At 68.1% G+C, this 25,325-nt stretch carries 32 protein-coding genes; 26 read left to right on the forward strand and 6 right to left on the reverse strand.

Going from position 1 to position 25,325, the window contains the following annotated elements; translation table 11 throughout:
- The 18 genes from rplX (at position 1) to rplQ (ending at position 10,871) form a co-directional block, all read left to right on the forward strand.
- Positions 1-348 (forward strand): 50S ribosomal protein L24, encoded by a 348-nt coding sequence (gene rplX, locus MRBLWO14_RS13305; RefSeq protein ID WP_050722503.1) that lies wholly within the window; start codon positions 1-3, stop codon positions 346-348.
- Positions 348-938 (forward strand): 50S ribosomal protein L5, encoded by a 591-nt coding sequence (gene rplE / locus MRBLWO14_RS13310; protein WP_096715096.1) that lies wholly within the window; start codon positions 348-350, stop codon positions 936-938. Before rplX ends, rplE begins: the two co-directional genes overlap by 1 nt.
- 133 nt (positions 939-1,071) lie before the next feature.
- Positions 1,072-1,470: a 30S ribosomal protein S8 gene (gene rpsH / locus MRBLWO14_RS13315; protein WP_096715097.1), complete on the forward strand. Its 399-nt coding sequence runs from the start codon at positions 1,072-1,074 to the stop codon at positions 1,468-1,470.
- Between the two features lie 6 nt (positions 1,471-1,476).
- Positions 1,477-2,013, forward strand: a complete 537-nt coding sequence (gene rplF, locus MRBLWO14_RS13320) for a 50S ribosomal protein L6 (RefSeq protein WP_341933625.1) — start codon at positions 1,477-1,479, stop codon at positions 2,011-2,013.
- Between the two features lie 2 nt (positions 2,014-2,015).
- A complete protein-coding gene (gene rplR, locus MRBLWO14_RS13325) occupies positions 2,016-2,375 on the forward strand; it encodes a 50S ribosomal protein L18 (RefSeq protein ID WP_096715099.1) in 360 nt (119 codons plus the stop codon).
- Positions 2,372-3,073, forward strand: a complete 702-nt coding sequence (gene rpsE / locus MRBLWO14_RS13330) for a 30S ribosomal protein S5 (RefSeq protein WP_096715100.1) — start codon at positions 2,372-2,374, stop codon at positions 3,071-3,073. Before rplR ends, rpsE begins: the two co-directional genes overlap by 4 nt.
- Complete coding sequence (gene rpmD, locus MRBLWO14_RS13335) at positions 3,073-3,258, forward strand: 50S ribosomal protein L30 (protein ID WP_067121122.1); 186 nt, start codon at positions 3,073-3,075, stop codon at positions 3,256-3,258. The genes rpsE and rpmD overlap by 1 nt, the downstream gene beginning before the upstream one ends.
- Positions 3,258-3,887, forward strand: a complete 630-nt coding sequence (gene rplO, locus MRBLWO14_RS13340; protein ID WP_341933626.1) for a 50S ribosomal protein L15 — start codon at positions 3,258-3,260, stop codon at positions 3,885-3,887. Before rpmD ends, rplO begins: the two co-directional genes overlap by 1 nt.
- A 104-nt stretch (positions 3,888-3,991) precedes the next feature.
- Positions 3,992-5,314, forward strand: a complete 1,323-nt coding sequence (secY, locus tag MRBLWO14_RS13345; RefSeq protein ID WP_341933627.1) for a preprotein translocase subunit SecY — start codon at positions 3,992-3,994, stop codon at positions 5,312-5,314.
- Positions 5,311-5,907, forward strand: coding sequence for an adenylate kinase (locus MRBLWO14_RS13350; protein WP_341933628.1), 597 nt, complete (start codon positions 5,311-5,313; stop codon positions 5,905-5,907). Before secY ends, MRBLWO14_RS13350 begins: the two co-directional genes overlap by 4 nt.
- A 10-nt stretch (positions 5,908-5,917) precedes the next feature.
- Positions 5,918-6,766 carry a type I methionyl aminopeptidase gene (gene map / locus MRBLWO14_RS13355; RefSeq protein ID WP_341933629.1) on the forward strand — a complete coding sequence of 283 codons (849 nt, stop codon included), beginning with the start codon at positions 5,918-5,920 and terminating at the stop codon, positions 6,764-6,766.
- Between the two features lie 136 nt (positions 6,767-6,902).
- A complete protein-coding gene (locus MRBLWO14_RS13360) occupies positions 6,903-7,574 on the forward strand; it encodes a thioredoxin domain-containing protein (protein ID WP_341933630.1) in 672 nt (223 codons plus the stop codon).
- Positions 7,575-7,752: 178 nt separating this feature from the next.
- Positions 7,753-7,974, forward strand: coding sequence for a translation initiation factor IF-1 (infA, locus tag MRBLWO14_RS13365; RefSeq protein ID WP_028496510.1), 222 nt, complete (start codon positions 7,753-7,755; stop codon positions 7,972-7,974).
- 65 nt (positions 7,975-8,039) lie between these two features.
- Positions 8,040-8,156: a 50S ribosomal protein L36 gene (gene rpmJ / locus MRBLWO14_RS13370; protein WP_005050492.1), complete on the forward strand. Its 117-nt coding sequence runs from the start codon at positions 8,040-8,042 to the stop codon at positions 8,154-8,156.
- Between the two features lie 185 nt (positions 8,157-8,341).
- Positions 8,342-8,716 carry a 30S ribosomal protein S13 gene (gene rpsM / locus MRBLWO14_RS13375; RefSeq protein ID WP_050722514.1) on the forward strand — a complete coding sequence of 125 codons (375 nt, stop codon included), beginning with the start codon at positions 8,342-8,344 and terminating at the stop codon, positions 8,714-8,716.
- Between the two features lie 31 nt (positions 8,717-8,747).
- Positions 8,748-9,146 (forward strand): 30S ribosomal protein S11, encoded by a 399-nt coding sequence (gene rpsK, locus MRBLWO14_RS13380; RefSeq protein WP_050722515.1) that lies wholly within the window; start codon positions 8,748-8,750, stop codon positions 9,144-9,146.
- A gap of 131 nt (positions 9,147-9,277) precedes the next feature.
- Entirely contained in the window at positions 9,278-10,267 is a 990-nt protein-coding gene (locus MRBLWO14_RS13385) for a DNA-directed RNA polymerase subunit alpha (protein ID WP_144874247.1), read from the forward strand.
- Between the two features lie 34 nt (positions 10,268-10,301).
- Positions 10,302-10,871, forward strand: coding sequence for a 50S ribosomal protein L17 (rplQ, locus tag MRBLWO14_RS13390; RefSeq protein WP_341933631.1), 570 nt, complete (start codon positions 10,302-10,304; stop codon positions 10,869-10,871).
- A gap of 146 nt (positions 10,872-11,017) precedes the next feature.
- Here the strand turns inward: rplQ and MRBLWO14_RS13395 are convergent, their stop codons facing one another.
- A complete protein-coding gene (locus tag MRBLWO14_RS13395; RefSeq protein WP_341933632.1) occupies positions 11,018-12,592 on the reverse strand; it encodes an AMP-binding protein in 1,575 nt (524 codons plus the stop codon).
- Positions 12,593-12,708: 116 nt separating this feature from the next.
- Here MRBLWO14_RS13395 and MRBLWO14_RS13400 point away from each other — a divergent pair, with 116 nt between their 5' ends.
- From MRBLWO14_RS13400 to MRBLWO14_RS13425, 6 genes are all read left to right on the forward strand, one after another.
- On the forward strand, positions 12,709-13,509 hold the full coding sequence (locus MRBLWO14_RS13400) for a sulfite exporter TauE/SafE family protein (protein ID WP_341933633.1): 801 nt from the start codon (positions 12,709-12,711) through the stop codon (positions 13,507-13,509).
- Between the two features lie 62 nt (positions 13,510-13,571).
- Positions 13,572-14,027, forward strand: a complete 456-nt coding sequence (locus MRBLWO14_RS13405; RefSeq protein ID WP_341933634.1) for a MaoC family dehydratase N-terminal domain-containing protein — start codon at positions 13,572-13,574, stop codon at positions 14,025-14,027.
- Entirely contained in the window at positions 14,027-14,425 is a 399-nt protein-coding gene (locus tag MRBLWO14_RS13410) for a MaoC/PaaZ C-terminal domain-containing protein (protein ID WP_341933635.1), read from the forward strand. Before MRBLWO14_RS13405 ends, MRBLWO14_RS13410 begins: the two co-directional genes overlap by 1 nt.
- Positions 14,425-15,570 (forward strand): UDP-N-acetylmuramate dehydrogenase, encoded by a 1,146-nt coding sequence (locus MRBLWO14_RS13415; RefSeq protein ID WP_341936198.1) that lies wholly within the window; start codon positions 14,425-14,427, stop codon positions 15,568-15,570. The genes MRBLWO14_RS13410 and MRBLWO14_RS13415 overlap by 1 nt, the downstream gene beginning before the upstream one ends.
- A 203-nt stretch (positions 15,571-15,773) precedes the next feature.
- Positions 15,774-16,517, forward strand: a complete 744-nt coding sequence (locus MRBLWO14_RS13420) for a fibronectin type III domain-containing protein (protein WP_341933636.1) — start codon at positions 15,774-15,776, stop codon at positions 16,515-16,517.
- 37 nt (positions 16,518-16,554) lie between these two features.
- Positions 16,555-16,953 carry a VOC family protein gene (locus MRBLWO14_RS13425; RefSeq protein WP_341933637.1) on the forward strand — a complete coding sequence of 133 codons (399 nt, stop codon included), beginning with the start codon at positions 16,555-16,557 and terminating at the stop codon, positions 16,951-16,953.
- 70 nt (positions 16,954-17,023) lie between these two features.
- Here the strand turns inward: MRBLWO14_RS13425 and MRBLWO14_RS13430 are convergent, their stop codons facing one another.
- Together MRBLWO14_RS13430 and ald are read right to left on the reverse strand one after the other, a co-directional pair.
- Positions 17,024-18,226, reverse strand: a complete 1,203-nt coding sequence (locus MRBLWO14_RS13430) for a pyridoxal phosphate-dependent aminotransferase (protein WP_341933638.1) — start codon at positions 18,224-18,226, stop codon at positions 17,024-17,026.
- A gap of 81 nt (positions 18,227-18,307) precedes the next feature.
- Positions 18,308-19,402 (reverse strand): alanine dehydrogenase, encoded by a 1,095-nt coding sequence (gene ald / locus MRBLWO14_RS13435; protein WP_341933639.1) that lies wholly within the window; start codon positions 19,400-19,402, stop codon positions 18,308-18,310.
- Positions 19,403-19,517: 115 nt separating this feature from the next.
- Between ald and MRBLWO14_RS13440 the strand changes: the two genes are divergently transcribed.
- Positions 19,518-20,021, forward strand: coding sequence for an Lrp/AsnC family transcriptional regulator (locus MRBLWO14_RS13440; protein ID WP_341936199.1), 504 nt, complete (start codon positions 19,518-19,520; stop codon positions 20,019-20,021).
- 30 nt (positions 20,022-20,051) lie between these two features.
- On the opposite strand, the gene MRBLWO14_RS13445 is transcribed toward MRBLWO14_RS13440, so the two are convergent.
- The 3 genes from MRBLWO14_RS13445 to aceA form a co-directional block, all read right to left on the reverse strand.
- On the reverse strand, positions 20,052-20,486 hold the full coding sequence (locus MRBLWO14_RS13445; protein WP_341933640.1) for a hypothetical protein: 435 nt from the start codon (positions 20,484-20,486) through the stop codon (positions 20,052-20,054).
- A gap of 90 nt (positions 20,487-20,576) precedes the next feature.
- Positions 20,577-22,232, reverse strand: a complete 1,656-nt coding sequence (gene aceB / locus MRBLWO14_RS13450; protein ID WP_341933641.1) for a malate synthase A — start codon at positions 22,230-22,232, stop codon at positions 20,577-20,579.
- Positions 22,233-22,251: 19 nt separating this feature from the next.
- Positions 22,252-23,577: an isocitrate lyase gene (aceA, locus tag MRBLWO14_RS13455; protein ID WP_341933642.1), complete on the reverse strand. Its 1,326-nt coding sequence runs from the start codon at positions 23,575-23,577 to the stop codon at positions 22,252-22,254.
- A 134-nt stretch (positions 23,578-23,711) separates the two neighbouring features.
- On the opposite strand from aceA, the gene MRBLWO14_RS13460 reads away from it, so the two are divergent.
- Positions 23,712-25,163 carry a helix-turn-helix domain-containing protein gene (locus MRBLWO14_RS13460; RefSeq protein ID WP_341933643.1) on the forward strand — a complete coding sequence of 484 codons (1,452 nt, stop codon included), beginning with the start codon at positions 23,712-23,714 and terminating at the stop codon, positions 25,161-25,163.
- Positions 25,164-25,325: the final 162 nt, after the last annotated feature.

Genomic DNA, 25,325 nt, shown 5'->3' on the forward strand with positions numbered 1-25,325 from the left:
ATGGCGAAGATCAAGAAGGGTGACCTGGTTCAGGTCATCACCGGACCCAAGGACGAGCGCGGCAAGCAGGGCAAGGTCCTCGAGATCCTGTCCGAGCGCAACCGCGTCGTCGTCGAGGGCGTGAATTACGTCACCAAGCACACGCGCGTCGGTCAGACGCAGCGTGGCACCAAGACGGGTGGCCTCGAGACTGTCGAGGCTCCCATCCACATCTCGAACGTCGCACTCGTCGACCCCTCGACCAAGAAGCCGACCAAGGTCGGTCACCGTGTCGAGGAGCAGACCAAGGACGGCGTCAAGCGCACCGTCCGCGTGCGCTTCGCGAAGAAGAGCGGTAAGGACCTCTGATGGCAACCGAGACTGCCGTGGAGGCTGGCAAGATCCAGCCCCGCCTGAAGCAGAAGTACAACGCTGAGATCAAGAAGGCGCTGCAGGACGAGTTCGGCTACGCGAACGTCATGCAGATCCCGGGCCTGGTCAAGGTCGTCGTGAACACCGGTGTCGGCGAGGCAGCTCGCGACAGCAAGGTGATCGATGGTGCGGTCGACGACCTCACCAAGATCACCGGCCAGAAGCCGATCGTCACGAAGGCTCGCAAGTCCATCGCGCAGTTCAAGCTGCGCGAGGGTCAGGCCATCGGCGCGCACGTCACCCTCCGCGGTGACCGCGCGTGGGAGTTCGTCGACCGCCTGGTCTCGCTCGCACTGCCCCGCATCCGCGACTTCCGCGGTCTGTCGGCCAAGCAGTTCGACGGCAACGGCAACTACACCTTCGGTCTCCAGGAGCAGAGCGTGTTCCACGAGATCGACCAGGACAAGATCGACCGGGTTCGCGGTTTCGACATCACCGTCGTGACCACCGCGAAGACGGATGACGAGGGCCGCGCCCTGCTGCGCCACCTCGGCTTCCCGTTCCGGTCGGACGACGCCCAGGCGTAACACCTCCGACGGGCTCAGCGGCCAGTGGTCACTGAGCCCGTCGAAGTGCACGTACAATTGAAGATTGCGTGCTCATCGCAGGCCGTCTGTCGTGTAACGGCAGCCGGAACCTCATGAACGAAGGAAAACACCCATGACAATGACAGACCCGGTCGCAGACATGCTGACCCGTCTGCGCAACGCGAACTCGGCGCACCACGACTCTGTGACCCTGCCGTCGAGCAAGCTCAAGACGCACATCGCCGAGATCCTCCAGCAGGAGGGTTACATCGCCGGCTGGGAGACCGCTCCCGCCCGCGTCGGCACCAACCTCACGCTGCAGCTCAAGTACGGTCCCAACCGTGAGCGCTCGATCGCGGGCATCAAGCGCGTGTCGAAGCCCGGTCTCCGCGTGTACGCGAAGTCGACCGAGCTCCCCAAGGTCCTCGGCGGCCTCGGCGTGGCCATCCTGTCCACCTCCTCCGGTCTTCTCACCGACCGTCAGGCTGAGCAGAAGGGCGTGGGCGGAGAAGTTCTCGCCTACGTGTGGTGATCCCAGATGTCGCGTATCGGACGACTTCCCATCGACGTTCCCGCGGGCGTGACCGTTTCGGTCGACGGCCGTGAGGTCGCGGTGAAGGGCCCCAAGGGTGAGCTCACCCTCACGGTGGCCAACCCCATCGAGGTCGCGGTCGAGGAGAACCAGGTTCTCGTCACCCGTCCCGACGACGAGCGCGAGTCGCGGTCGCTCCACGGCCTGACCCGCACTCTCATCAACAACAACATCATCGGCGTGACCCAGGGCTACTCCAAGGGCCTCGAGGTCGTCGGCACCGGTTACCGCGTGGCGCAGAAGGGCAGCTCGGTCGAGTTCGCCCTCGGCTTCTCGCACCCGGTCCTCATCGACCCGCCCGCCGGCATCACGCTCACGGTCGAGGGCACGAACAAGCTCACCGTCAGCGGGATCGACAAGCAGGCTGTCGGCGAGGCAGCTGCCAACATCCGCAAGATCCGCAAGCCCGAGCCGTACAAGGGCAAGGGCGTGCGCTACGCCGGCGAGAACGTGCGTCGCAAGGCCGGAAAGAGTGGTAAGTAACCATGGCTCTCAAGTCAAAGTCTGACGCCCGCGCGCGTCGTCACGCCCGCCTTCGCAAGAAGGTCGTGGGCACCGAGGTGCGTCCGCGCCTCGTCGTCAACCGTTCGGCTCGCCACGTCTTCGTGCAGCTCGTCGACGACAGCAAGGGTCACACCGTTGCGTCGGCTTCGACGCTCGAGACCGACCTGCGCGGGTTCGAGGGTGACAAGACCGCCAAGGCCCGCAAGGTCGGCGAGCTCGTCGCCGAGCGTGCGAAGGCCGCCGGCGTTTCCGAGGCAGTGTTCGACCGTGGCGGCAACCGCTACGCGGGTCGTGTCGCCGCCATCGCCGAGGGCGCTCGTGAAGGAGGCCTGGCACTGTGAGTGACAACAAGGAGAACGAAGTGACCGAAGCGGCTGCTGCCACTTCCGAGACCGCTGCGGGCACCACGCAGTCCGAGCCGTCTCGCGACCAGCGCGACGGTCGCCGTGGCGGCCGTGGTGACCGCAACCAGGGCGGCCGCGACCGCAACTCGCGCGACCGTGGCGACAACCAGTTCCTGGAGCGCGTCGTCACCATCAACCGCGTCTCGAAGGTCGTGAAGGGTGGTCGTCGCTTCAGCTTCACCGCTCTCGTGGTCGTCGGCGACGGCAACGGTCTGGTGGGCGTCGGCTACGGCAAGGCCCGCGAGGTCCCTCTGGCGATCTCGAAGGGTGTCGAAGAGGCCAAGCGCAACTTCTTCCGCGTGCCGCGTGTCGCGAGCACCATCCCGCACCCCGTGCAGGGTGAGGCCGCAGCCGGCGTCGTGCTGCTGCGTCCGGCCGCTGCCGGTACCGGTGTCATCGCGGGTGGTCCCGTGCGCGCCGTGCTCGAGTGCGCCGGCATCCACGACGTGCTGTCGAAGTCGCTCGGCTCGTCGAACACGATCAACATCGTGCACGCGACGGTGGAGGCGCTGAAGCAGCTCGAGGAGCCCCGTGCGGTCGCCGCTCGTCGTGGCCTCGAGTTCGACCAGGTCGCCCCCGCGCGTCTTGTCCGCGCCGAGGCTGACGCCATCGCCGCACAGAAGGTAGGTGCCTGATGGCCGCCCGGCTCAAGGTCACGCAGATCAAGTCCAAGGTGAGTGAGAAGCAGAACCAGCGCGACACGCTGCGTTCGCTCGGTCTCAAGCGGATCGGTGACAGCACCGTCCGTCCCGACGACGCGCAGACGCGCGGCTACGTCAAGACCGTCGCGCACCTCGTGAAGGTTGAGGAGATCGACTAATGGCTGAGAAGAACGAAGCCGTCGAGGCCGAGAAGGCCCCGAAGAAGGCTGCCGCTCCCAAGGCTGCCGCCGAGAAGAAGCCCGCCGCCAAGAAGTCGTCCGCTGCTGCGGCCGACGCCAAGGCCGAGGCTCCTGCGAAGAAGCCCGCCGCCAAGAAGGCCGCGCCGAAGACGGATGCTCCGGCATCGCGTCCCGGCGTCCTGAAGGTGCACCACCTGCGTCCGGTCCCCGGATCCAACACTGCGAAGACCCGTGTCGGTCGCGGTGAGGGCTCCAAGGGCAAGACCGCGGGTCGCGGTACCAAGGGCACCAAGGCTCGCAACACCGTTCGCGTCGGGTTCGAGGGTGGGCAGATGCCTCTGCACATGCGCACCCCGAAGCTGCGCGGTTTCAAGAACCCGTTCCGCGTCGAGTACCAGGTCGTGAACCTGGAGAAGCTCGCGGAGCTCTACCCCCAGGGTGGCGACGTCACCGTGAGCGACCTGGTCGCCAAGGGTGCGGTTCGCAAGAACGAGAAGGTCAAGGTTCTCGGCGGCGGCGACATCGCCGTGAAGCTCACCGTCTCGGTCGACAAGGTCTCGGGTTCTGCCGAGCAGAAGATCGTGGCAGCGGGCGGATCCGTCAAGTAACCACTTCATGAGAGGGGTCGGAGATTCTCCGGCCCCTCTTATGGGTTAGCCTGTTCTTTCAGCCGTCCTTCAGGGATCGGCAACCTTTTCAGGAGGAACGTCCCTTGTTTAGCGCCATCGCGCGGATCTTCCGCACGCCCGACCTGCGTCGGAAGATCGGTTTCACTCTCGCCATCGTCGCGATCTACCGACTCGGCTCCAACGTCCCCGCTCCGTTCGTGAACTTCCCGAATGTCGAGGAGTGCCTCGCTCAGAATTCGGGCACCGAGGGACTGCTGGGTCTGGTCAACCTCTTCTCCGGCGGGGCGCTCCTCCAGCTCTCCATCTTCGCCCTGGGTGTGATGCCGTACATCACGGCGACGATCATCACCCAGCTCCTGCGCGTGGTGATCCCGCACTTCGAGGCCCTGCACAAGGAGGGTCAGGCCGGCCAGTCCAAGCTGACCCAGTACACGCGGTACCTCACGATCGCGCTGGCGCTCCTGCAGTCGACCACGCTCGTGACGGTGGCCCGCAGCGGTCAGCTCTTCGGCACGAGCGACCTGGCCGCGTGCCAGAACCTGCTGACGAACGACGTGTGGTGGGCGCAGCTGCTCATCATCATGGCGATGACCGCCGGCACCGGCCTCATCATGTGGTTCGCCGAGCTCGTCACCGAGCGCGGCATCGGCAACGGCATGTCGCTGCTCATCTTCACCTCCATCGCGGCCACGTTCCCCGGTGCCATGTGGCTGATCTGGGAGAGCCGCGGCTTCGAGGTCTTCCTGCTCGTGCTCCTCGTCGGCATCATCGTGATGGGCCTCGTCGTGTTCGTCGAGCAGTCGCAGCGCCGCATCCCCGTGCAGTACGCCAAGCGCATGGTCGGCCGCCGCACCTTCGGCGGAACGAACACGTACATCCCGATCAAGGTCAACATGGCGGGTGTGATCCCCGTGATCTTCGCCTCGTCGCTGCTGTACATCCCCGCGCTCATCGCGCAGTTCAACACCCCGCAGGACGGCTCCGAGCCGGCCGCGTGGGTCACCTGGATCAGCACGTACTTCACCACGGGCAACCACCCGATCTACATGGTGGCGTACTTCCTGCTGATCATCGGGTTCACCTACTTCTACGTCGCGATCACGTTCAACCCGGTCGAGGTCGCCGACAACATGAAGAAGTACGGCGGCTTCATCCCCGGCATCCGTGCCGGTCGTCCGACCGCCGAGTACCTCGACTACGTGCTCACGCGCATCACGCTGCCCGGCTCGATCTACCTCGGTCTGATCGCGCTCATCCCGCTCATCGCCCTCGCCACCGTCGGCGCCAACCAGAACTTCCCGTTCGGCGGCGCCTCGATCCTCATCATCGTCGGTGTGGGTCTCGAGACGGTCAAGCAGATCGATGCGCAGCTGCAGCAGCGTCACTACGAAGGGCTCCTCCGATGACAGCATCCGCTCGTCTCCTCATCGTCGGCCCGCAGGGCTCGGGCAAGGGCACGCAGGGTGTCCGCATCGCGGAGTCCTACGGCATCCCCGTGGTCTCGACGGGAGACATGTTCCGCGCGAACATCAAGGAGGGCACGCCCCTCGGCCAGCAGGTCACCGAGATCCTCGACAAGGGCGACCTCGTCCCCGACGAGCTCACGAGTGAGATCGTGCGCGATCGCCTGTCGCAGGACGACGCGGCGAACGGGTTCCTGCTCGACGGCTACCCGCGCAACACCGCGCAGGTGGCGCACCTCGAGGAGTTCCTCGGCGAGCGAGGCGAGTCTCTGGATGCCGTCATCCTGCTGGACGTGCCTCGTGACGAGAGCATCTCCCGCCTGAAGCTCCGTGCAGCGGAGCAGGGACGCTCCGACGACACGGATGCCGCGATCGCGCACCGACTCGACATCTACGAGCACGAGACGGCTCCGATCCTCGAGGTGTACGGGGAGCGTGGCATCGTCGACCGGATCGACGGCGTCGGCTCTCTCGACGAGATCACCGAGCGCGTGTTCGCGGCGCTGGCCGCGCGCGGCCTGCGCCTCGCCGCCTGATCGCCTCCCGATGTTCCGCCGGTCGATCTACAAGACCCCCGCTCAGCTCCGCTCGATGGTGGAGCCGGGTCTCATCACGGCGGCGGCGCTGGACGCCGTGCGCCCGCTGATCCGCCCGGGAGTCACGACTCTCGAGCTGGATGCCGAGGCGAACCGGGTCATCCTCGAACGCGGTGCCGAGTCGAACTTCCAGCTCGTGCGCGGCTACCGTCACACGACGTGCATCTCGGTGAACGAGGAGGTCGTGCACGGCATCCCCGGCGAACGAGTGCTCGAAGCCGGCGACATCGTCTCGATCGACTGCGGCGCGCAGTACCAGGGGTGGAACGGCGACAGCGCGATCACGGTCGTGGTGCCCGACTCTGAGAGGCCCGAACTCGTCGCCCGGCGCGAGGAGCTCTCTCGCGTGACCGAGGGATCGATGTGGGCGGGTATCGCGGCCATGGCCACGGCGACTCACCTCGGCGACCTCGGTGCGGCGATCCAGGGGTACATCGAGGCGCAGGGCGTCTCGTCCGTCTCCGGTCGCCCCTACGGCATCCTGCGGGAGTACGTCGGGCATGGGATCGGACGCAAGATGCACGAGGCGCCGAGCGTGTTCAACTACCGGACACCAGACCCCGGAGCGGAGGTCAAACCAGGACTCGTGCTCGCGATCGAGCCCATGGTCACCGCCGGGGGAGAGGAGACCTTCGTCGAGGACGACGACTGGACCGTCTCCACGACCGACGGCTCCGACGGCTCGCACTGGGAGCACAGCGTCGCGCTGCATGCGGACGGCATCTGGGTGCTCACCGCCCCGGATGGGGGAGCGGCCGGGCTGGCGCCCTTCGGTGTGACCCCCGCCCCGATCGCGTAACGAGGTCGTATCGGCCGCTGCCGTCACAACCGGCGCATAGGTTTCTGCGGGCAGAATAGAGCTGTATGGGTGCGCATGCATCCGCAGACTTCAAGCCGGGTCCGCCGTGGGTGGACCTCGACAGAAACGGAAACCCATGGCAGCCGCGAAGAGCAGCAACACCAACTGGTTCGTGATCGGCGTCTCGGCGGCCGTGGTGGTCGTGCTGGCCGTCCTCGCGTTCGTCGTCGTCCTCCTCAACAACCAGGCGACCGATCCCGGTGCGGCTCCGAAGAGCAATGACACGTTCAACTCCGAGACTGGTTCGATCGGCTTCGGCGACGGCGAGGATACCGTCGCGGTCTTCGTCGACTTCCAGTGCCCCGTCTGCAAGAGCTTCGAGGAGCAGTACGGAGCCGACCTCGAGGCAGCGGCTGCCGACGGGCGCATCACGCTCGAGTACCACCCGATCGCGATTCTCGACCGCTACTCGCAGGGCACGGAGTACTCGTCCCGCTCGGCCGGCGCTGCGGTCTGTGTCGCCGAGTCGAACCCCGACCTCTACCTCGACTACGCGAAGACGCTGTTCGACAACCAGCCCGCCGAGAACTCCGCAGGTCTGACGACCGATCAGCTTGCCGACTTCGCGACGCAGGTCGGCGCAGACGACGCGGTCTCGTGCATCACCGACGAGACGTACCGCAAGTTCGGTGCGGCGCAGGCCAAGAAGAACGAGATCAGCGGCACGCCGACCGTCGAGGTCAACGGCACGCGTCTCAACCTTCAGGACCAGGCGGACTTCAAGAAGTTCACCGATCTGCTCGGCTGATCGGCTCGACCTCCGATAGGGGAGTTCCGGCATCCTGCTCAGGTTGCCGGAACTCCCTTCGTCGTCTAACATAGATCTTTGGTGCCTTGTGCCTTGATTCGGCGTGTCCGAGTCGGCGAGACGCCGCAATCCCACTCACAACGCAGATCGACCGGTCTGCAGAAGCGCAAGCGAGGCTATGGCTAAGAAAGACGGTGTCATCGAGATCGAGGGCGTGATCTCCGAGGCTCTGCCCAACGCGATGTTCCGCGTCGAGCTCACCAACGGACACAAGGTCCTGGCGACGATCTCCGGAAAGATGCGGCAGAACTACATCCGCATCATCCCCGAGGACCGTGTGGTCGTGGAGCTCAGCCCCTACGACCTGACCCGAGGCCGCATCGTCTACCGCTACCGCTGATCGGTCGAGAAGTAACACCCCAGGCATCCGTGCCTGCCCGGTGAAGACAGCGAACAGGAATCATCATGAAGGTCAACCCCAGCGTCAAGCCCATCTGCGATCACTGCAAGGTGATCCGCCGTCACGGCCGCGTCATGGTGATCTGCAAGAGCAACCCGCGCCACAAGCAGCGCCAGGGCTGATCGACCGGATCTGACTCACAACTCAATACAGGTCGCGCGATGGTCGAGGCGTCTCGTCTCGCTCCGCTCGCGCAACGACCGAAAGAAACTGGCAGGATCAGATCCCACTCCGGTGGGGGACACCTCGGGGCGGAGGCCCGAGCACCGATCCTGCTCCACACCTCCACCACACTCAGGAGAACCGCATGGCACGTCTTGCCGGCGTTGACATCCCGCGCGACAAGCGCGTGGTGATCGCCCTTACCTACATCTACGGCGTCGGCCGTACCCGCTCGGTCGAGATCCTCAAGGCGACCGAGATCGACGAGAGCATCCGCGTGAAGGACCTCAGCGACGACCAGCTCGTCGCCCTCCGCGACTACATCGAAGGCAACTACAAGGTGGAGGGTGACCTGCGCCGCGAGGTCGCCGCAGACATCCGCCGCAAGGTCGAGATCGGCTCCTACGAGGGCATCCGCCACCGTCGTGGCCTCCCGGTCCGTGGTCAGCGCACCAAGACCAACGCCCGTACCCGCAAGGGCCCGAAGCGCACCGTCGCAGGCAAGAAGAAGGCCCGCTAAGCGCGGCCCCAGGGACTAGGAGAACACTTTCATGGCTGCACCCAAGGCCGCCGCGCGCAAGCCGCGCCGCAAGGAGAAGAAGAACATCGCGCTGGGCCAGGCCCACATCAAGTCGACGTTCAACAACACCATCGTTTCGATCACCGACCCGTCCGGCGCCGTCATCGCCTGGGCATCGTCGGGTGGCGTGGGCTTCAAGGGCTCGCGCAAGTCGACCCCGTACGCCGCCGGTATGGCTGCCGAGTCCGCCGCCCGTCAGGCTGCGGAGCACGGCGTCAAGAAGGTCGACGTCCTCGTGAAGGGTCCGGGCTCCGGCCGCGAGACCGCGATCCGCTCGCTCCAGGCCGCAGGCCTCGAGGTCGGCTCGATCTCGGACGTCACCCCGCAGGCGCACAACGGCTGCCGCCCGCCGAAGCGTCGCCGCGTCTGACCCGGCTCGTTGAGCCGCTCGCCCGTCAAGGGTGAGCGGCTCGACGCCCGTCAGCGGGCATCGACTTCCACAACTCAAGACCTCACCCACCACATGTCATATAGCGGGCATGTGATCGAAAGGAACACAGAGTGCTTATTGCACAGCGTCCCACACTCACCGAGGAAAAGATCGTCGAGAACCGGAGCCGGTTCATCATCGAGCCTCTGGAGCCCGGCTTCGGATACACGATCGGCAACGCGCTCCGTCGCAGCCTGCTGTCGTCGATCCCCGGCGCTGCCGTCACGAGCGTTCGCATCGACGGCGTGCTGCACGAGTTCAGCACCATCCCCGGCGTGAAGGAGGATGTCACCGAGATCATCCTCAACATCAAGCAGCTCGTCGTCTCGAGCGAGCGCGACGAGCCCATCACGGCGTACCTGCGCAAGACCGGTGCCGGTGAAGTGACCGCCGCCGACATCTCGGCTCCGGCCGGTGTCGAGGTGCACAACCCCGAGCTCGTCATCGCCACGCTCAACGACACGGCCAAGTTCGAGCTGGAGCTCACCATCGAGCGCGGCCGCGGCTACGTCTCGGCGACCCAGAACCGCAACGAGTACGCCGAGGCCGGTCAGATCCCGATCGACTCGATCTACTCGCCGGTCCTGAAGGTCAGCTACCGCGTCGACGCGACCCGTGCCGGGGAGCGCACCGACTTCGACAAGCTCGTCCTGGACGTCGAGACGAAGAACTCGATCAGCCCGCGCGACGCCGTCGCCTCGGCTGCCAAGACGCTCACCGAGCTGTTCGGTCTCGCCCGCGAGCTGAACGTCGAGGCAGAGGGCATCGAGATCGGCCCGGCGCCGGTGGAGGCAGTGAACTCCAGCGAGCTGTCGATGCCGATCGAGGACCTCGACCTCTCCGTGCGCTCGTACAACTGCCTGAAGCGCGAAGGCATCAACACCGTTTCGGAGCTCGTCGCCCTCTCGGAGACGCAGCTCATGAACATCCGCAATTTCGGCCAGAAGTCGGTCGACGAGGTGCGCGACAAGCTCATCTCGCTCGGTCTGTCGCTCAAGGATTCGGTGCCCGGTTTCGACGGCGCCCACTTCTACGGCGGCAGCGAAGACGAGTCCTTCTGATACCCGACCCTTCCTGACCAGGAGTTAGACGATTATGCCCAAGCCCACCAAGGGTCCCCGCCTCGGAGGCGGCCCCGCCCACGAGCGCCTGCTGCTTGCCAACCTCGCGGCGGCTCTCTACACCCACAAGTCCATCAAGACGACCGAGACCAAGGCCAAGCGCCTGCGTCCGCTCGCCGAGCGTCTGATCACCTTCGCCAAGCGCGGAGACCTGCACGCCCGTCGTCGCGTTCTCTCGGTCATCGGTGACAAGGACGTCGTGCACACGCTGTTCGCCGAGATCGCTCCGCTCGTCGCGGACCGCGAGGGCGGCTACACGCGCATCACCAAGGTCGGCAACCGTAAGGGCGACAACGCTCCCATGGCCGTGATCGAGCTCGTCCTCGAGCCCGTCACGCCGAAGGCGAAGTCGACCAAGAAGGCTGCTCCGGCCGCCGCTGCGCCTGCCGCCGAGGAGAAGCCCGCCGAGGAGGCTCCCGCGGAGGAGACCACCGAGGAGGCCCCTGCCGACGAGACCGCTGCCGACGCCGGCGCCGAGTCGCAGGCCGAGGGCGAGGCCGCTGAGGCCGCCGCCGAGGACGCTGTCGAGAACAAGTCCGAGTAAGCATCTCGCACACCACGAAGCCCGCCGCCCCGCTCAGGGACGGCGGGCTTCGTCGTGTGCGCAGCAGGTTCTGCGGCCATCGGTGACTTCTGCGGCCACGACGTGGCGTCGTGGCCGCAGAACATGACCGAGGCCGCAGAAGCGGGTCAGGGGCGGGCGCGAAGGTCCTTGCGCAGGATCTTGCCCGACGCCGACTTCGGGATCGCGTCGATGAACTCCACCTGACGCACCTTCTCGTGCGGCGCCACATGGGCTGCGACGTGAGCGATCACCGCATCCGCGTCGAGGTCGGCGCCCTGCTGGCGGACGACGAAAGCCTTCGGCACCTCCTGGCCCTCGTCGTCCGGAGCGCCGATCACGGCGGCGTCGGCGATGGACGGATGCTCCAGCAGCACCGCCTCGAGCACGGCCGGAGCCACCTGGTAGCCCTTGTACTTGATGAGCTCCTTGAGCCGGTCGACGATGCGGAACACGCCGTCGGCCGTGACCGTGGCGACGTCGCCGGTGTGCAGCCAGCCGTCGGCATCCAGCATCTCATCCGTCGCGTCGGGGCGGTTGAGGTAGCCCGCCATGACCTGGGGGCCGCGGATGAGGATCTCGCCCGGCTCGCTCGCGCCCGACGGGGGAACCTGCACGTCGCTGCCGTCCTCCGCGAGCAGACGTGCTTCGGTGTTCGCGAGCAGCAGTCCGACCGACGAGCGATCGATCTCCGGGCGGTCGTAGGGGATCGCGTGGGTCACCGGACTCGTCTCGGTCATGCCGTATCCCTGGCACACCACGCAGTCGAGACGGGTGGCGACGGCCGTGGCCAGTGCGCCGTCGAGGGGGGCAGCGCCCGAGAAGATCACCTTCACCGACGACAGGTCGTAGTCGTCGACGAGCGGGTGCTTCGCGAGGGCGACCGCGATCGGCGGGGCGATGAACACCCAGCTCGTCCGATGCTCCTGGACGACCCGGAGGAACTCGGTGAGATCGAACTTCGGCATCGTGACGAGCGCTGCCCGTTGCCGGAGCGCGAAATTGAGGAGCACGGTCATGCCGTAGATGTGGAAGAACGGCAGCACCGCGAGCACGCGGTCGTCGTCGGCGAGCGAGATCGTCGAGCGGCACTGACTGACGTTCGCGACGAGGTTGCGGTGCGTGAGCACGACGCCCTTCGGACGCCCTGTCGTGCCGGACGAGTAGGGCAGCACGGCGAGATGCGTGGCCGGATCGAACGACACCTCGGGCGCTCCTCGCCCCTCTCCGAGAAGCGAGGGGAGTGACGGATGCCCGTCGGCGCCGTCGAGCACGATGACGTGATCGGCGCCGAGGCCGACGCGCTCGGCGGCCTCCCGCGCCCCGGCGAGCAGAGGGGAGACGGTGACGAGCCAGGTGGCTCCGGCATCCGTCAGCTGGTTGGCGATCTCCTCGGCCGTGTAGAGGGAGTTGATCGTCGTCGCGGTCGCGCCGGCACGCAGGATGCCGTGGAACACCGTGGCGAACGCGGGCACGTTCGGGCACAGCACGCCGACGACGGTCCCGACCTCGACTCCGCGATGGGCGAGCGCTCCCGCGAACAGGTCGATCTGTGCGAGGAGCTGTCGGTAGGTCGTGGTCGCCCCGCTCATCCCGTCGACGAGCGCGACGGCGTCGAGACGGTCCTCGTCGAGGTCGCCGAACAGGAACTCGTGAATGGACGTCGCGGGGATCTCGACGTCGGGATAGGAACTGCGCACCATGAGATCTCCTTCGATCCGGGTCGGACGGCGTCGTCCGGTGCGATCCAGTGTCGCATGAAAGGGCACTCGGTCCCAGGGTGATCTCGACGTGGATGCCGCGAGAGTAGGCTGTTGCGGTGAGTGATGCGCAGACCCTGAACCGAGGGCCCCGCGCCGTCGTCTCCTTCATCGGCATCGGCCTGACCGCCGGCCTCCTCTCCGGGCTCTTCGGCGTCGGCGGCGGCACCGTCATCGTCCCGCTGCTCGTGCTGTTCCTGCACTTCAACCAGCGCCTCGGCGCCGGGACATCGCTCGCGGCGATCGTGCCGACCGCCACGGTCGGCGTCGTGTCCTATGCCGTGCACGGCTCTGTGGCGTGGATCCCCGCGCTCATCCTCGCCGCGGGCTCCGTCGTCGGGGCGCAGATCGGCACCAGGCTGCTGCCCCGCATCTCGCAGACGACCCTGCGCTGGTTCTTCGTGGGCTTCCTGGTCGTCGTGATCGTGAGCCTCTTCCTCGTGATCCCCTCCCGCGACGCCGTCTTCGAGCTGACGGTCCTCAGCGGGTTAGCGCTCGTCGTGGTGGGCGTCGCGACCGGCATCCTCTCCGGGCTCATCGGCGTCGGCGGCGGGATCGTCGTCGTCCCCGTCCTCATGCTCGCGTTCGGCACGAGTGACCTCGTGGCCAAGGGCACCTCGATGCTCATGATGATCCCGACCGCGATCTCCGGCACCATCGGAAACCTTCGGAACCACAACGTCGACATCGTCGCGGCAGCCGTCGTCGGCGTCTCGGCGTGCACCACGACGGCGCTCGGCGCCTGGCTGGCGACGATCATCGATCCGGGTGTCGCGAACATGCTGTTCGCGGCATACCTCGTGGTGATCGCCGTGCAGATGGCGATGAAGGCGATCAAGGGCCGCCGCAAGAAGGACTGAGCCCCCGCTTTCCTCCGGTCCTCGCGGTCGTCGTCCCGATGGCGAGAAAGTAGGATCGAGGGGTGGCAGTGAACCAAGAACTGATCGGTCGGGAGTTCCCGCCGACCTCCCCCTACCTCGTCGGCCGCGAGAAGGTGCGCGAGTTCGCGCGCGCGGTGTTCGCCGATGCTCCGCAGCACACCGATGTCGAGGCCGCGCGCGCCGCGGGCTTCTCCGACGTGGTCGCGCCGCCGACGTTCGCCATGGTCATCCAGGACCTCACTCTGCAGCAGCTCCTGAGCGAGCCGGACTCCGGCATCGAGCTGGCGCGCACGATCCATGCCGAGCAGCGCTTCGCGTACACGCGGCCGATCGTCGCGGGCGACGAGCTCACCGCGCAGCTGCGGGTCACCGGCATCCGCATGATGGGCGGCAACGCCATGATCACCAGCGAGGCCGCGATCGCGGATGCCGAGGGCGAGCACGTCGTGACCGCCACGAGCGTCCTGCTCGTCGGTGCGGAAGAGGGAGCGCAGTGATGCCGTACGCCGTCGGAGATGTGATCGCGGAGCGCACCGTCCACCTCACGCGCGAATCCCTCGTGCGCTACGCCGGTGCCTCCGGCGACTTCAATCCCATCCACTACCGTGACGACATCGCGGCGTCGGTCGGGCTGCCCGGTGTGCTGGCGCACGGCATGCTCACGATGGGCATCGCCTCGTCGGTCGTCGTCGCCGCGCTCGAGCCGACCGCCCGCGTGCTCGACTACGGCGTCCGCTTCACGAAGCCGGTCGTCGTCGACCCCGAGTCCGGAGCCGACCTGCACGTGCTCGCGACCGTCGGGGCCGTGGACGAGAAGGCCACCCGGATCGATCTCACCGTGACGTTCGGCGGGACGACCGTGCTGGTCAAGGCGCAGCTGCGCATCGCGGCGTGATGGGCGAGTCCGCCGTTCGCGAGGTCGAGCCGATGCGGCTCTCGACGCTGACGACCCTGCGCACCGGCGGTGCGCCGGAGAGGATGCTGGAAGCAGCCACCCGCGAGGAGCTCGTCGCCGCGCTCACCGAGGTGTGGTCGCGCGGCGATGACCTGCTCGTGCTCGGCGGCGGCTCGAACCTCTTCATCGGGGACGAGGCGTTCGAGGGCACCGTCATCCGCGTCCTGACGCGCGGCATCGAGGAGCTGCCCTCGCCGCACCCCGGACGGATCCGTCTGCGCGTCGAGGCAGGACACGGCTGGGACGATCTCGTGGCCTTCGCGGTCGAGCATGGGTACGCCGGCCTCGAGGCGATGAGCGGCATCCCCGGCACCGTCGGCGCCGCTCCGGTGCAGAACATCGGAGCCTACGGCCAGGAGATCCAGGAGACGCTCGTCGAGGTCGACCTGATCGACCAGATCACCGGCCACATCTCGACCGTTCCGGCGGCGGAGCTCGGCCTCGGCTTCCGCACCTCGGTGTTCAAGCATCACTACGGCAGCGAGCCCCAGCGCCGCGCCGTGATCCTCTCCGTCACCGTCGACCTGCTCGTCGCCGGGGAGCGGATCGTGCGCGGCGAACAGCTGCGTCGCGCGCTCGGGCTGAGCTCGGATGAGCCGGTGCCGCTCGCGTGGGTGCGCGAGCGCATCCTCGCCACGCGGGCGTCGAAGGGGATGCTGTGGGATGCGGACGACCCCGACACTCACGGCGTCGGTTCGTTCTTCCAGAACGCGATCGTGCCCGAGGCCGTCGCCCGCTCGCTTCCTCCCGAGTGCCCTCGCTGGCCGGTGACGCCCGATCTCGACGCGGTGACGGTGATCCCGCTGCACGCGTACGAGGGCCTCGTCCCCGCCGCGAAGACCGAGGCGCCGGACGTCAAGGTGAGCGCCGCGTGGCTCATCGAGCAGGCCGGGATCCGCAAGGGGTTCCGCCTCCCGCGCTCCCGCGCCTCCGTGTCGACGAAGCACGCGCTCGCACTCACCAACCGCGGTGGGGCGACTGCTGCCGAGGTGTCGGAGCTCGCGCGCTTCGTCCAGAGCCGCGTGCACTCCGAGTTCGGGCTCGTCCTGCAGCCCGAGCCGGTGCTCGTGGGCGTCGAGCTCTAGTCAGGGAGCTCTCGTCCGTCGAGCTCTGGTCAGGCGATCGCCGGTCGAAGAGCCCTGGTCAAGGGATCTCCGATCGGAGAGCTCTGGTCGAGGCGGCCTGCTCGGGGAGTGCTGCTGCGCGGTCCGTCGCCGCTGCAACGGCATCCCGGAACGAAGCACGCGGAACGCTCGAGGGGCCGCCGCGTAACTGTCACGATCGAGGGATGCTCAGGGAATTCCCGGCGAAAGCCGCTCTGTCCGGCGCCCTCGGCGCACTGCTCATCGTCGCCGCGCTGGGCTCGTCCGCGACAGCGGCCGCCCAGGAGCGCGGCCCGGCTGAGGCCTTACAGGTCTCAGCGGCGTCACACGACCCCGCTGCGGTGAACGGCGTTGCCGCACGCGCGACGAGCTCGACATCTGTCGACGTGACCTGGCAGGCCGCGACCGCCGAAGCCGCAGTCGTCCGCTACGAGGTGCGCAGTCCGGCTCTCGTCGCCACCGTCGACGGGACGGCGACCGGCACGACCATCTCCGGCCTCGTGCCCGGCGGGTGGTATTCGATCCAGGTCTGGGCCTACGACGCGGCCGGACGGATCGGCGTCTCGGATCTCGTCGATCTGCGGACACCGCGGACCGACGCCGAAGCGCTGCTTCCCGACCTCGAGGCGCCGAGTGCCCCCGGGGCGGTCGCCGTCACCCGTTCCCGGGTGACCGCCACGTCCGCGCCCCTCGTGTGGGTGCGCGCCGTCGACAACATCGGGGTGGTCGAGTACCGCGTGCGCGACCGTCTGAGCGGCGCGATCATCGCGTCGACGCCCGGACAGGTCGCGATCACGAAGCTCAAGAGCCTCACGGTCGCCCTCAGCCCCGGCACGACGTACGAGCTCGAGATCATCGCGGTGGATGCCGCGGGGAACTCCTCCGTGCCGTCGAAGAGCGTCCGCGTCACGACCGCGCCGGCGTTCTGAGCAGTGTCATGTCGCTGCGGAGGTCTACACTCGCGGCATGAGCGGACTGATCCCGTACCTGCTGTTTCCCGGTAACGCCGCGGAGGCGCTCGACCTGTATCGATCCGTCTTCGGCGGCGAACTGCAGACCATGAGCTACGCGGATGCCGGACGGCACGACGGTCCCGGCGATGCGATCGCCCACGGCCAGCTCTCGGGTCCCGTGGCGCTCGCAGGAGCCGATGCCGGCGCCGACGACGACGCCGTGCAGATGAGCGGCATGTTCCTGTCGTTGCTCGGCACCGCCGACGCCACGACGCTCACCAGCTGGTTCGATCAGCTCTCGGCGGGCGGCCGCGTGATCGACGCGCTGCAGAAGAGACCGTGGGGCGACTACGACGGCACACTCGTCGACCGTTACGGCATCCGCTGGCTGATCGGCTTCCACGAGGAGTGAGCGCGGCGGCGCGTGTCGTCTCGTCGCTGCGCTCCTCGCTCATCGACCCGAGGAGCGAGACGGATCGCGCTCAGGAGGCGAAAAGCCGCTGCAGGCGCTGAACGCCCTCGAGAAGCTGATCGTCGCCCAGCGCGTACGACATGCGGATGTAGCCGGAGGGGCCGAACGCCTCGCCGGGAACCACGGCGACCTCGGCCTGCTCGAGGATGAGGTCCGCGAGCTCCAGCGACGTCGTCGGCGTGACACCGCCCCACGTGCGACCCAGGAGACCCTGCACGTCGGGGTAGACGTAGAACGCACCGAGGGGGTTCGGCACCACGAGGCCGTCGATCTTCGACAGCTCCGACACGATCAGCCGGCGGCGGCGGTCGAAGGCCTCGCGCATCTGCTCGGCCTCGGTCTGCGGTCCGTTCAGCGCCGCGATGGCAGCCTTCTGGGCGACGTTGTTCACGTTGCTCGACAGGTGCGACTGCAGGTTGCCGGCGATCTTGATGGCGTCGGCGGGTCCGACCATCCAGCCCACGCGCCATCCGGTCATGGCGTAGGTCTTCGCGACGCCGTTGACGAGGATCGTCTGGTTCGCGACCTCGGGGACGGCTGCGACGATCGAGGTGGCCGTCGCGCCCTCGTACGTGAGGTTCTGGTAGATCTCGTCCGAGACCACCCAGATGCCGTGCTCGACAGCCCACTCGCCGATGGCCTTGGTCTCGTCAGACGTGTAGACCGAGCCGGTCGGGTTCGAGGGCGAGACGAACACGAGCACGGTCGTGCGCTCGGTGCGCGCGGCCTCGAGCTGCTCGACGGTCACCTTGTAGTCCTGGTCGGCGCCCGCGAAGACCTCGACGGGGATGCCGTCGGCGAGACGGATCGCCTCGGGGTAGGTGGTCCAGTACGGAGCGGGCAGCAGCACCTCGTCGCCGGGGTTCACGACGGCCTGGAAGGCCTGGTACACCGACTGCTTGCCGCCGTTGGTGACGATGACCTGGTTGGGCGAGACCTCGAGGCCCGAGTCGCGCAGCGTCTTCGCGGCGATCGCCTCGCGCAGCGCGGGCAGGCCGGGAGCCGGCGTGTACCGGTAGCTGGCCGGGTCTGCCAGGGCTTCGGCCGCGGCATCCACGATGAACTGCGGCGTCGCGAAGTCCGGCTCGCCGGCGGCGTACGAGATGACGTCCTTGCCCTCGGCCTTGAGGGCCTTGGCCTTGGCGTCGACCTTGAGGGTCGCCGACTCTGCGATGGCGGACAGCTTGCGGGAGAGGGGTGCGCGTTCGGTCACGTTACGAGCGTACCCGGCCGCATCGGCGCGGCGGAGGGGAGGAGGTCGACAAGAATCCGGGTTCTTTCGCGTCGGTCCGGCTCAGGCGGTGACGAAGCCGTGGGCCTGGGCGACGGCATCCAGAGTGATGCGTCCGCCCTGCACATTCAGCCCCTTCGCGAGTGCGGGGTCGTCGGCGGCCGCCCGCTCCCAGCCCTTGCCGGCGATCGCCGAGACGTAGGGGAGGGTGGCGTTGGTGAGCGATCGCGTCGCGGTCTCCGGGACGGCACCGGGCATATTCGCGACGCAGTAGTAGATCGAGTCGTGCACGGCGAACGTCGGGTCGTCGTGCGTCGTGGGCCGCGAGCCCTCGAAGCATCCGCCCTGGTCGATCGCGATGTCGACGAGAACCGACCCCGGCTTCATGGCCGCGACCATCTCATCGGTGACGAGTTTCGGCGCTGCAGCCCCGGGGATCAGGACGGATCCGATCACGAGGTCGGCGGTCGTCAGCGCCTCGGCGATGTCGTAGCGGCTCGACGCGCGGGTCTCGAGGGCGCCGCCGTAGCGGTGCTCGAGCTCGCGCAGACGCGGCAGGGAGATGTCGATCACGGTCACCTGCGACCCCAGCCCGAGGGCGTTCGCCGCAGCGTGCTCGCCCGCGACGCCGCCGCCGATCACGACGGTCTTCGCGCGCGGGGCTCCCGCGATGCCGCCCATCAGCACGCCGCGGCCGCCGGCCGAGCGCATGAGCGAGTAGGAGCCCATCGTGACCGAGAGGCGCCCGGCGATCTCGCTCATCGGGATGAGGAGAGGCAGGCTGCGGTCGGGCAGCTGCACGGTCTCGTACGCGACGGCCGTCGTGCCGGCATCCACGAGCGCCGAGGTCAACGCCCGGTCGGCCGCGAGGTGCAGGTAGGTGAAGAGCGTGAGGTCGTCGCGGAGGAAGCCGTACTCCTGGGCGATCGGCTCCTTGACCTTGATGAGGAGCTCCGCCTCGCCCCAGGTCTCCTCGGCGGTGTCGACGATGTCGGCGCCCGCGGCGCGGTAGGCGTCGTCGGAGATACCGGAGCCGACGCCCGCGCCCGACTGCACGAGAACGCGATGGCCCTCGTGCACGAGACGGTCGGCACCCGCGGGGGTGAGCGCGGTGCGGTTCTCGTTGTTCTTGACCTCGGTGGGAACGCCGATCCTCATCGATCCTCCTGGTGACGGTGCGTGCGTCAAGAATCGCAGAAACGTCGCGAGAGCGACAGAATCCCTGAAGAATCTTCGGGAATGGGCCGCATCCTGCATAATCGTTCGCATGGAGATGCCTTCGCCCCGCCCCGAGCCGAACACTCTTCGGGCGCCGGCGCTCGACGAGACCGACCGTCGGATCGTCCAGCTGCTCAGCACGGACGGTCGCATGACCAACGCCGAGCTCGCCGGTCATCTCGGAGTCGCTCCGTCGACGGCGCACACCAGGCTCCGTGCGCTCGTCGACAGGGGCGTGATCTCCGGCTTCCACGCCAGCGTCGATGAACGGATGCTGGGCGCCGGCCTTCAAGCGGTGATCGGCGTCACGCTTCGTCCGAGCGGTCGACGGGAGAGCATCGTCGAGTTCGCCGACCGCGTGCGCGTGCTGCCGCAGGTGATCCAGGTGTTCTTCCTCGGCGGAGACGACGACTTCCTGCTGCACATCGCCGTGGCCGACTCGTCGGAGATGCGGGAGTTCGTGCTCGAGCACCTGTCGGCCCAGTCGAGCGTCGCGTCGACCCGCACGAGCATCGTCTTCGACTACCACCGCAACTCCGTGGCGGCGTCGTTCCGCTGACCCGTCGCAGCAGAGCGGGCTGCGTCCTGCTCAGGCCCCGTAGGACGCGGGGAGAGCGCAGTAGTCCGCGAAGCGACGCGAGGGATTCGCCGGATCCGTCAGGTCGACGAGAGCCGAGGCCACCGAGTGCGGGGGCTCGTCGTCCGCGAGCTGCCAGAGCGTGAAGTTCCACAGGCCGCGCGAGTTCTCGCTCAGCAGGGCGGCGGGTCCCGAGACGATGAGCGCGGTGCCGTCGGCGGCGCCCGCGCGGAACGGGGCGATCACGTCGGCGCGCAGCGCCTCGTCGTCACCGTCGGCGCTGTGCGCGCGTTCGACGGTCTGCCCCGCGTCGGTCAGCGCCGCGGCGAGGTCGTCGGCCGCGCGGCGCGAGCGCTCGGCATCCGCTCCGGCGACGGCGAGCAGACGCTTCCCGCGCGGGTAGAGGTGCAGGAACTCCGAGGCGATTCCGTTCCAGACGTCGGTCATGCACTCAGGCTACGCCCGCTCGGACGGGCGCGGGCCGGAACGCGGGACGGGCCGGATGCCGTGCGGCACCCGGCCCGTCCGGAAGCGGGGTCAGGCGTCGTCGACGAGGAAGCGCGAGTAGGCGCCGACCGTGAGGAACGCCGGGAACTCCGGCTGCAGCGCGACCTCGCGGAACACGTCAGCCGCGTCGTCGAAGCGGTCGCCGGCCGACCTGGTCGCCCGCGCGAGGACGTCGCCGATCAACCCCTCGACGTACTCCGCCGTGATCGGCGTGCCGTCGTCGGTCGTGCGGTCCTGGTGGATCCACTGCCACACCTGCGAGCGGCTGATCTCGGCGGTCGCGGCATCCTCCATGAGGTTGTCGATGGCCACGGCGCCGAGTCCGCGCAGCCAGGCCTCCAGGTAGCGGATCGCCACCGAGACGTTGTCGCGCACGCCCTGCGCGGTGATCGGGCGGCCGATGTGCAGGTCGAGCAGATCCGATGCCGACACCGAGACCTCGGGCCGCTGACGGTCGACCTGGTTCGGGCGGTCGCCGAGCACGGCGTCGAACTCGGCCTGCGCGGTCGGGATCAGGTCGGGGTGGGCGACCCACGTGCCGTCGAAGCCGTCACCGGCCTCACGCTTCTTGTCGGCGGACACCTTCTCGATCGCCCGAGCGGTGACCTCGGGATCGCGCCGGTTCGGGATGAACGCGCTCATGCCGCCGATCGCATACGCTCCCCGCTTGTGGCAGGTCTGCACGAGCAGCTCGGTGTAGGCCCGCATGAACGGCACCGTCATCGTCACCTCGCTGCGATCGGGGAGCACGAAGCGGGCGCCGCGGCCGCGGTAGTTCTTGATGATCGAGAAGATGTAATCCCAGCGTCCTGCGTTGAGCCCGGCGCAGTGGTCGCGCAGCTCGTACAGAATCTCGTCCATCTCGAACGCGGCGGGCAGGGTCTCGATCAGGACGGTCGCTCGGATCGTGCCGTGGGGGATGCCGATGTACTCCTCGCTGAACGAGAAGACGTCGTCCCACAGCTTCGCCTCCTCGCTCGACTCGATCTTCGCGAGGTAGAAGTACGGTCCGCGACCGTTCGCGATGAGCTCCTGCGCGTTGTGCAGGAAGTACAGCCCGAAGTCGACGAGGGAACCGGATGCCGACGTGCGGCGCCCTGCACGGTCGACGAAGGCGATGTGCTTCTCGGGCAGGTGCCAGCCGCGCGGACGCATCACGATCGTGGGGGTGCGCTCCGCCGTGACGCGGTACTCCTTGCCCTCGGGGGACGTGAAGGAGAGGTCATCGCGGATCGCGTCGCGGAGCGACAGCTGCCCCTCGATCACGTTCTTCCAGGTGGGGCTGGTCGCATCCTCCTGATCGGCGAGCCACACGCGGGCGCCCGAGTTCAGCGCGTTGATCGTCATCTTCGGGTCGGTGGGTCCGGTGATCTCGACCCGACGGTCCTCGAGGCCGGGGCCGGCGCCGGCGACCCGCCACGAGTCGTCCTCGCGGATGTGCCGTGTGTCGTCGCGGAACCGCGGGTCGTGTCCGTTGCCGATCTCGAAGCGCCGCCGCATCCGGTCGGCGAGGCGGTCGTGCCGACGCGAGGCGAAGCGGTGGTGCAGCTCGGTGAGGAACGCGATCGCCTCGTGCGTGAGGATCTCGTCGTACCTCGGGCGCATCGGTCCGGTGATCGTGATCGCCGGACCCTGCTGGGTCGTCTGGATGGGAGCGGTGGTCGGGGGAGCGGTGGGAGTGGTCATGATCGGTGTCCTTTGAGAGTCAGTGGAACTGTGCGGTCTCGGTGGAGCCGGCGAGGGCGAGCGTCGCGCTGTCGGGGTTGAGCGCGGTCGAGATGACGTCGAAGTAGCCGGTGCCCGCCTCGCGCTGGTGCTTGGTGGCGGTGTAGCCGTCGGCCTCGGCGGCGAACTCGGCCTCCTGCAGCTCGACGTACGCGCTCATGGCGCGCTCGGCGTAGCCGCGGGCGAGGTCGAACATGGAGTGGTTCAGGGCGTGGAAGCCGGCCAGGGTGATGAACTGGAACTTGTAGCCCAGGTCGGCGAGCTCCCGCTGGAACGTCGCGATCTCGGCATCCGAGAGGTGGCGCTTCCAGTTGAAGCTCGGCGAGCAGTTGTACGCGAGCATCTTGCCGGGGAACTCCGCGTGGATCGCCGCGGCGAACTCCCGCGCCAGCTCGATGTCGGGCTCACCCGTCTCGACCCAGAGCAGGTCGGCGTACGGCGCGAACGCGAGGCCGCGGCTGATGACCGATTCGATGCCGGGGCGGATGCGGTGGAATCCCTCGGCCGTGCGCTCGCCGGTGAGGAACTGCTGGTCGCGCTCGTCGACGTCGCTGGTCAGCAGGTCGGCCGCGAGAGCATCCGTCCGCGCGATGATGACGGTGGGGACGCCTGCGACGTCGGCGGCCAGACGGGCCGCGTTCAGCGTGCGGATGTGCTGCTGGGTCGGCACGAGGACCTTGCCGCCCAGATGCCCGCACTTCTTCTCGCTCGCGAGCTGGTCCTCCCAGTGGATGGCCGCCGCCCCCGCCTGGATCAGCGACTGCGCGAGCTCGTAGGCGTTGAGCGGACCGCCGAACCCGGCCTCGGCATCGGCGACGATCGGCGCCAGCCAGTCCTGGGTGATGTTCCCTTCGGCGTGCTCGAGCTGGTCCTGGCGCAGCAGTGCGTTGTTGATGCGGCGCACGACGGCCGGCACCGAGTTCGCGGGGTACAGCGACTGGTCGGGGTAGGTCTGGCCGGCCAGGTTGCCGTCGGCCGCGACCTGCCAGCCCGAGAGGTAGATGGCCTTGAGCCCGGCGCGCACCTGCTGCACGGCCTGGCCGCCCGTGTAGGCGCCGAGTGCACGTACGTACTCCTCGGTGTGCAGCAGGTTCCAGAGGTTCTCCGCACCCCGGTGGGCGAGGGTGGCGTCCTCCCGGACGGAGCCGCGGATGCGGATGACGTCGTCTGCCGTGTACGTGCGCTCGACGCCGTCCCAGCGGGGGTCGGTGTCCCAGATCTCCTGCAGCTCGGCGGCCGTCTGGACCTGGTCGCCCGCCCGCAGGCCGGCGGGGCGAGGGGTGCGGTTCTCAGCGGTGTTCGACATGGTGTCTCCTTCATCGGATTCCGGCGGCGGTGCCGGGTGGCGTATGACAACCATCCGTGAAGATCGGCAGCTCGACTGGTCATTCGCGGCGTGAAGATCGCGCAAAATTCTGTTTCTGTGACAGAATCGCGGCCATGGACCCTCTCAGCGACGAGAACGAGACCGACGCCCTCACGATCGGTCGGCGCATCAGGCAGCTGCGCACCGCGCGCGGGATGACGCTCGACGACCTCGCCTCGGCGGTCGACCGTGCGCCGAGTCAGCTGTCGATGATCGAGACGGGCAAGCGAGAGCCCAAGCTCACCCTGCTGCAGGCCATCGCCCGGGCGCTCGGTGTGACGATCGACGCACTGCTCGAGGGGGAGCCGCTCGACGAGCGGAGCGCCGTCGAGATCGCGCTCGAACGGGCGATGAAGGGCCAGACGTTCCAGGCACTCGGCATCGAGCCGTTCCGCATCGCGAAGAGCGTGCCGACCGAGGCTCTCCGCGCGCTGCTCGCGCTGCACGGCGAGATCGACCGGTTGCGCGACGAGCGCGCGGCCACGCCGGAGGAGGCGCGGCGCGCGAACGTCGAGCTGCGTCACCTCATGCGGCGTCAGGACAACCACTTCGCCGATCTGGAGACCAAGGCGTCGGAGATCCTCGCCGCCGTGCGGCATCCCGGAGGCCCGCTCACGCAGCGGACCGCCTCGGAGATCGCCGCGTACCTCGGCTTCACGCTGCATTACGCGCCCGACCTGCCGCAGACCACGCGCAGTGTGGCCGACCTCGCCAACGGGCGCCTCTACCTCTCGAGCGCGGTGCCCGCGAAGGGCGACGCCCGCACCGCCGTGCTGCAGGCGCTGTCGAGCCGCATCCTCGGGCACGCCGAGCCGCGCAGCTACGCCGAGTTCCTGCGTCAGCGGGTAGAGACGAACTACCTCACGGGGGCGCTGCTGATCCCCGAGGCCCACGTCGTTCCGGCGCTCCAGGAGGCGAAGGCGCGGCGGTCCATCTCGATCGAGGACCTGCGCGACGCCTACTCCGTGTCGTACGAGACCGCCGCGCACCGCTTCACCAATCTCGCGACGCGGCACCTCGGCATCCCCGTGCACTTCCTCAAAGTGCACGAGTCGGGCACGATCACCAAGGCCTACGAGAACGACGACGTGAACTTCCCGACCGACCGTCTCGGCGCGATCGAGGGGCAGATGTGCTGTCGGCGCTGGACGAGCCGCGTGGTGTTCGAGGAGGACGACCGGTTCAACCCGTACTACCAGTACACCGACACAGGGAATGGGACGTACTGGTGCACCGCCCGCGTCGAGGCGTCGAGCGAGGGACTCCACTCGGTGAGCGTGGGCGTGCGCTTCGACGACACGAAGTGGTTCGTGGGACGCGACACCCCGCACCGCGGTGTCTCGAAGCACTCGATCGAGGTGTGCTGCCGTCGCGCGCCCGCCGAGCTCGAGGAGCGGTGGCGCGAGCACTCGTGGCCGAACGTGAAGACGCCGCGCACGCTGCTCGCGACCCTGCCCACCGGGTCGTTCCCCGGCGTCGACACGACCGACGTGTACGAGTTCCTCGAGGCTCACGCGCCGCGCTGAGCGGTTCGCCGCGGCATCCGCTCTCCTGTGGCTGCGGCTGCGGCGTGTGCTGTGCGGCGTGTGCGGCTGCGGCGTGTGCTCCTACATCCGTCGAGACCCACCACGCGCGTCCAGACCCACCTTCGCCAGCGTCTGGCGTGGTGGGTCTCGACGCGCGTGGTG

This window comes from Microbacterium sp. LWO14-1.2, assembly GCF_038397715.1.
In the GTDB taxonomy this organism is placed as follows: Bacteria; Actinomycetota; Actinomycetes; order Actinomycetales; family Microbacteriaceae; genus Microbacterium.

Excerpts from the sequence above, each read along its gene's own strand:
- rplX (WP_050722503.1), top strand. The coding sequence starts at position 1 with ATGGCGAAGATCAAGAAGGGTGACCTGGTTCAGGTCATCACCGGACCC.
- rplE (WP_096715096.1), top strand. The coding sequence starts at position 348 with ATGGCAACCGAGACTGCCGTGGAGGCTGGCAAGATCCAGCCCCGCCTG.
- rpsH (WP_096715097.1), top strand. The coding sequence starts at position 1,072 with ATGACAATGACAGACCCGGTCGCAGACATGCTGACCCGTCTGCGCAAC.
- rplF (WP_341933625.1), top strand. The coding sequence starts at position 1,477 with ATGTCGCGTATCGGACGACTTCCCATCGACGTTCCCGCGGGCGTGACC.
- rplR (WP_096715099.1), top strand. The coding sequence starts at position 2,016 with ATGGCTCTCAAGTCAAAGTCTGACGCCCGCGCGCGTCGTCACGCCCGC.
- rpmD (WP_067121122.1), top strand. The coding sequence starts at position 3,073 with ATGGCCGCCCGGCTCAAGGTCACGCAGATCAAGTCCAAGGTGAGTGAG.
- rplO (WP_341933626.1), top strand. The coding sequence starts at position 3,258 with ATGGCTGAGAAGAACGAAGCCGTCGAGGCCGAGAAGGCCCCGAAGAAG.
- MRBLWO14_RS13350 (WP_341933628.1), top strand. The coding sequence starts at position 5,311 with ATGACAGCATCCGCTCGTCTCCTCATCGTCGGCCCGCAGGGCTCGGGC.
- map (WP_341933629.1), top strand. The coding sequence starts at position 5,918 with ATGTTCCGCCGGTCGATCTACAAGACCCCCGCTCAGCTCCGCTCGATG.
- MRBLWO14_RS13360 (WP_341933630.1), top strand. The coding sequence starts at position 6,903 with ATGGCAGCCGCGAAGAGCAGCAACACCAACTGGTTCGTGATCGGCGTC.
- infA (WP_028496510.1), top strand. The coding sequence starts at position 7,753 with ATGGCTAAGAAAGACGGTGTCATCGAGATCGAGGGCGTGATCTCCGAG.
- rpmJ (WP_005050492.1), top strand. The coding sequence starts at position 8,040 with ATGAAGGTCAACCCCAGCGTCAAGCCCATCTGCGATCACTGCAAGGTG.
- rpsM (WP_050722514.1), top strand. The coding sequence starts at position 8,342 with ATGGCACGTCTTGCCGGCGTTGACATCCCGCGCGACAAGCGCGTGGTG.
- rpsK (WP_050722515.1), top strand. The coding sequence starts at position 8,748 with ATGGCTGCACCCAAGGCCGCCGCGCGCAAGCCGCGCCGCAAGGAGAAG.
- rplQ (WP_341933631.1), top strand. The coding sequence starts at position 10,302 with ATGCCCAAGCCCACCAAGGGTCCCCGCCTCGGAGGCGGCCCCGCCCAC.
- MRBLWO14_RS13395 (WP_341933632.1), bottom strand. The coding sequence starts at position 12,592 with ATGGTGCGCAGTTCCTATCCCGACGTCGAGATCCCCGCGACGTCCATT.
- MRBLWO14_RS13410 (WP_341933635.1), top strand. The coding sequence starts at position 14,027 with ATGCCGTACGCCGTCGGAGATGTGATCGCGGAGCGCACCGTCCACCTC.
- MRBLWO14_RS13415 (WP_341936198.1), top strand. The coding sequence starts at position 14,425 with ATGGGCGAGTCCGCCGTTCGCGAGGTCGAGCCGATGCGGCTCTCGACG.
- MRBLWO14_RS13420 (WP_341933636.1), top strand. The coding sequence starts at position 15,774 with ATGCTCAGGGAATTCCCGGCGAAAGCCGCTCTGTCCGGCGCCCTCGGC.
- MRBLWO14_RS13425 (WP_341933637.1), top strand. The coding sequence starts at position 16,555 with ATGAGCGGACTGATCCCGTACCTGCTGTTTCCCGGTAACGCCGCGGAG.
- ald (WP_341933639.1), bottom strand. The coding sequence starts at position 19,402 with ATGAGGATCGGCGTTCCCACCGAGGTCAAGAACAACGAGAACCGCACC.
- MRBLWO14_RS13440 (WP_341936199.1), top strand. The coding sequence starts at position 19,518 with ATGCCTTCGCCCCGCCCCGAGCCGAACACTCTTCGGGCGCCGGCGCTC.
- MRBLWO14_RS13445 (WP_341933640.1), bottom strand. The coding sequence starts at position 20,486 with ATGACCGACGTCTGGAACGGAATCGCCTCGGAGTTCCTGCACCTCTAC.
- aceB (WP_341933641.1), bottom strand. The coding sequence starts at position 22,232 with ATGACCACTCCCACCGCTCCCCCGACCACCGCTCCCATCCAGACGACC.
- aceA (WP_341933642.1), bottom strand. The coding sequence starts at position 23,577 with ATGTCGAACACCGCTGAGAACCGCACCCCTCGCCCCGCCGGCCTGCGG.
- MRBLWO14_RS13460 (WP_341933643.1), top strand. The coding sequence starts at position 23,712 with ATGGACCCTCTCAGCGACGAGAACGAGACCGACGCCCTCACGATCGGT.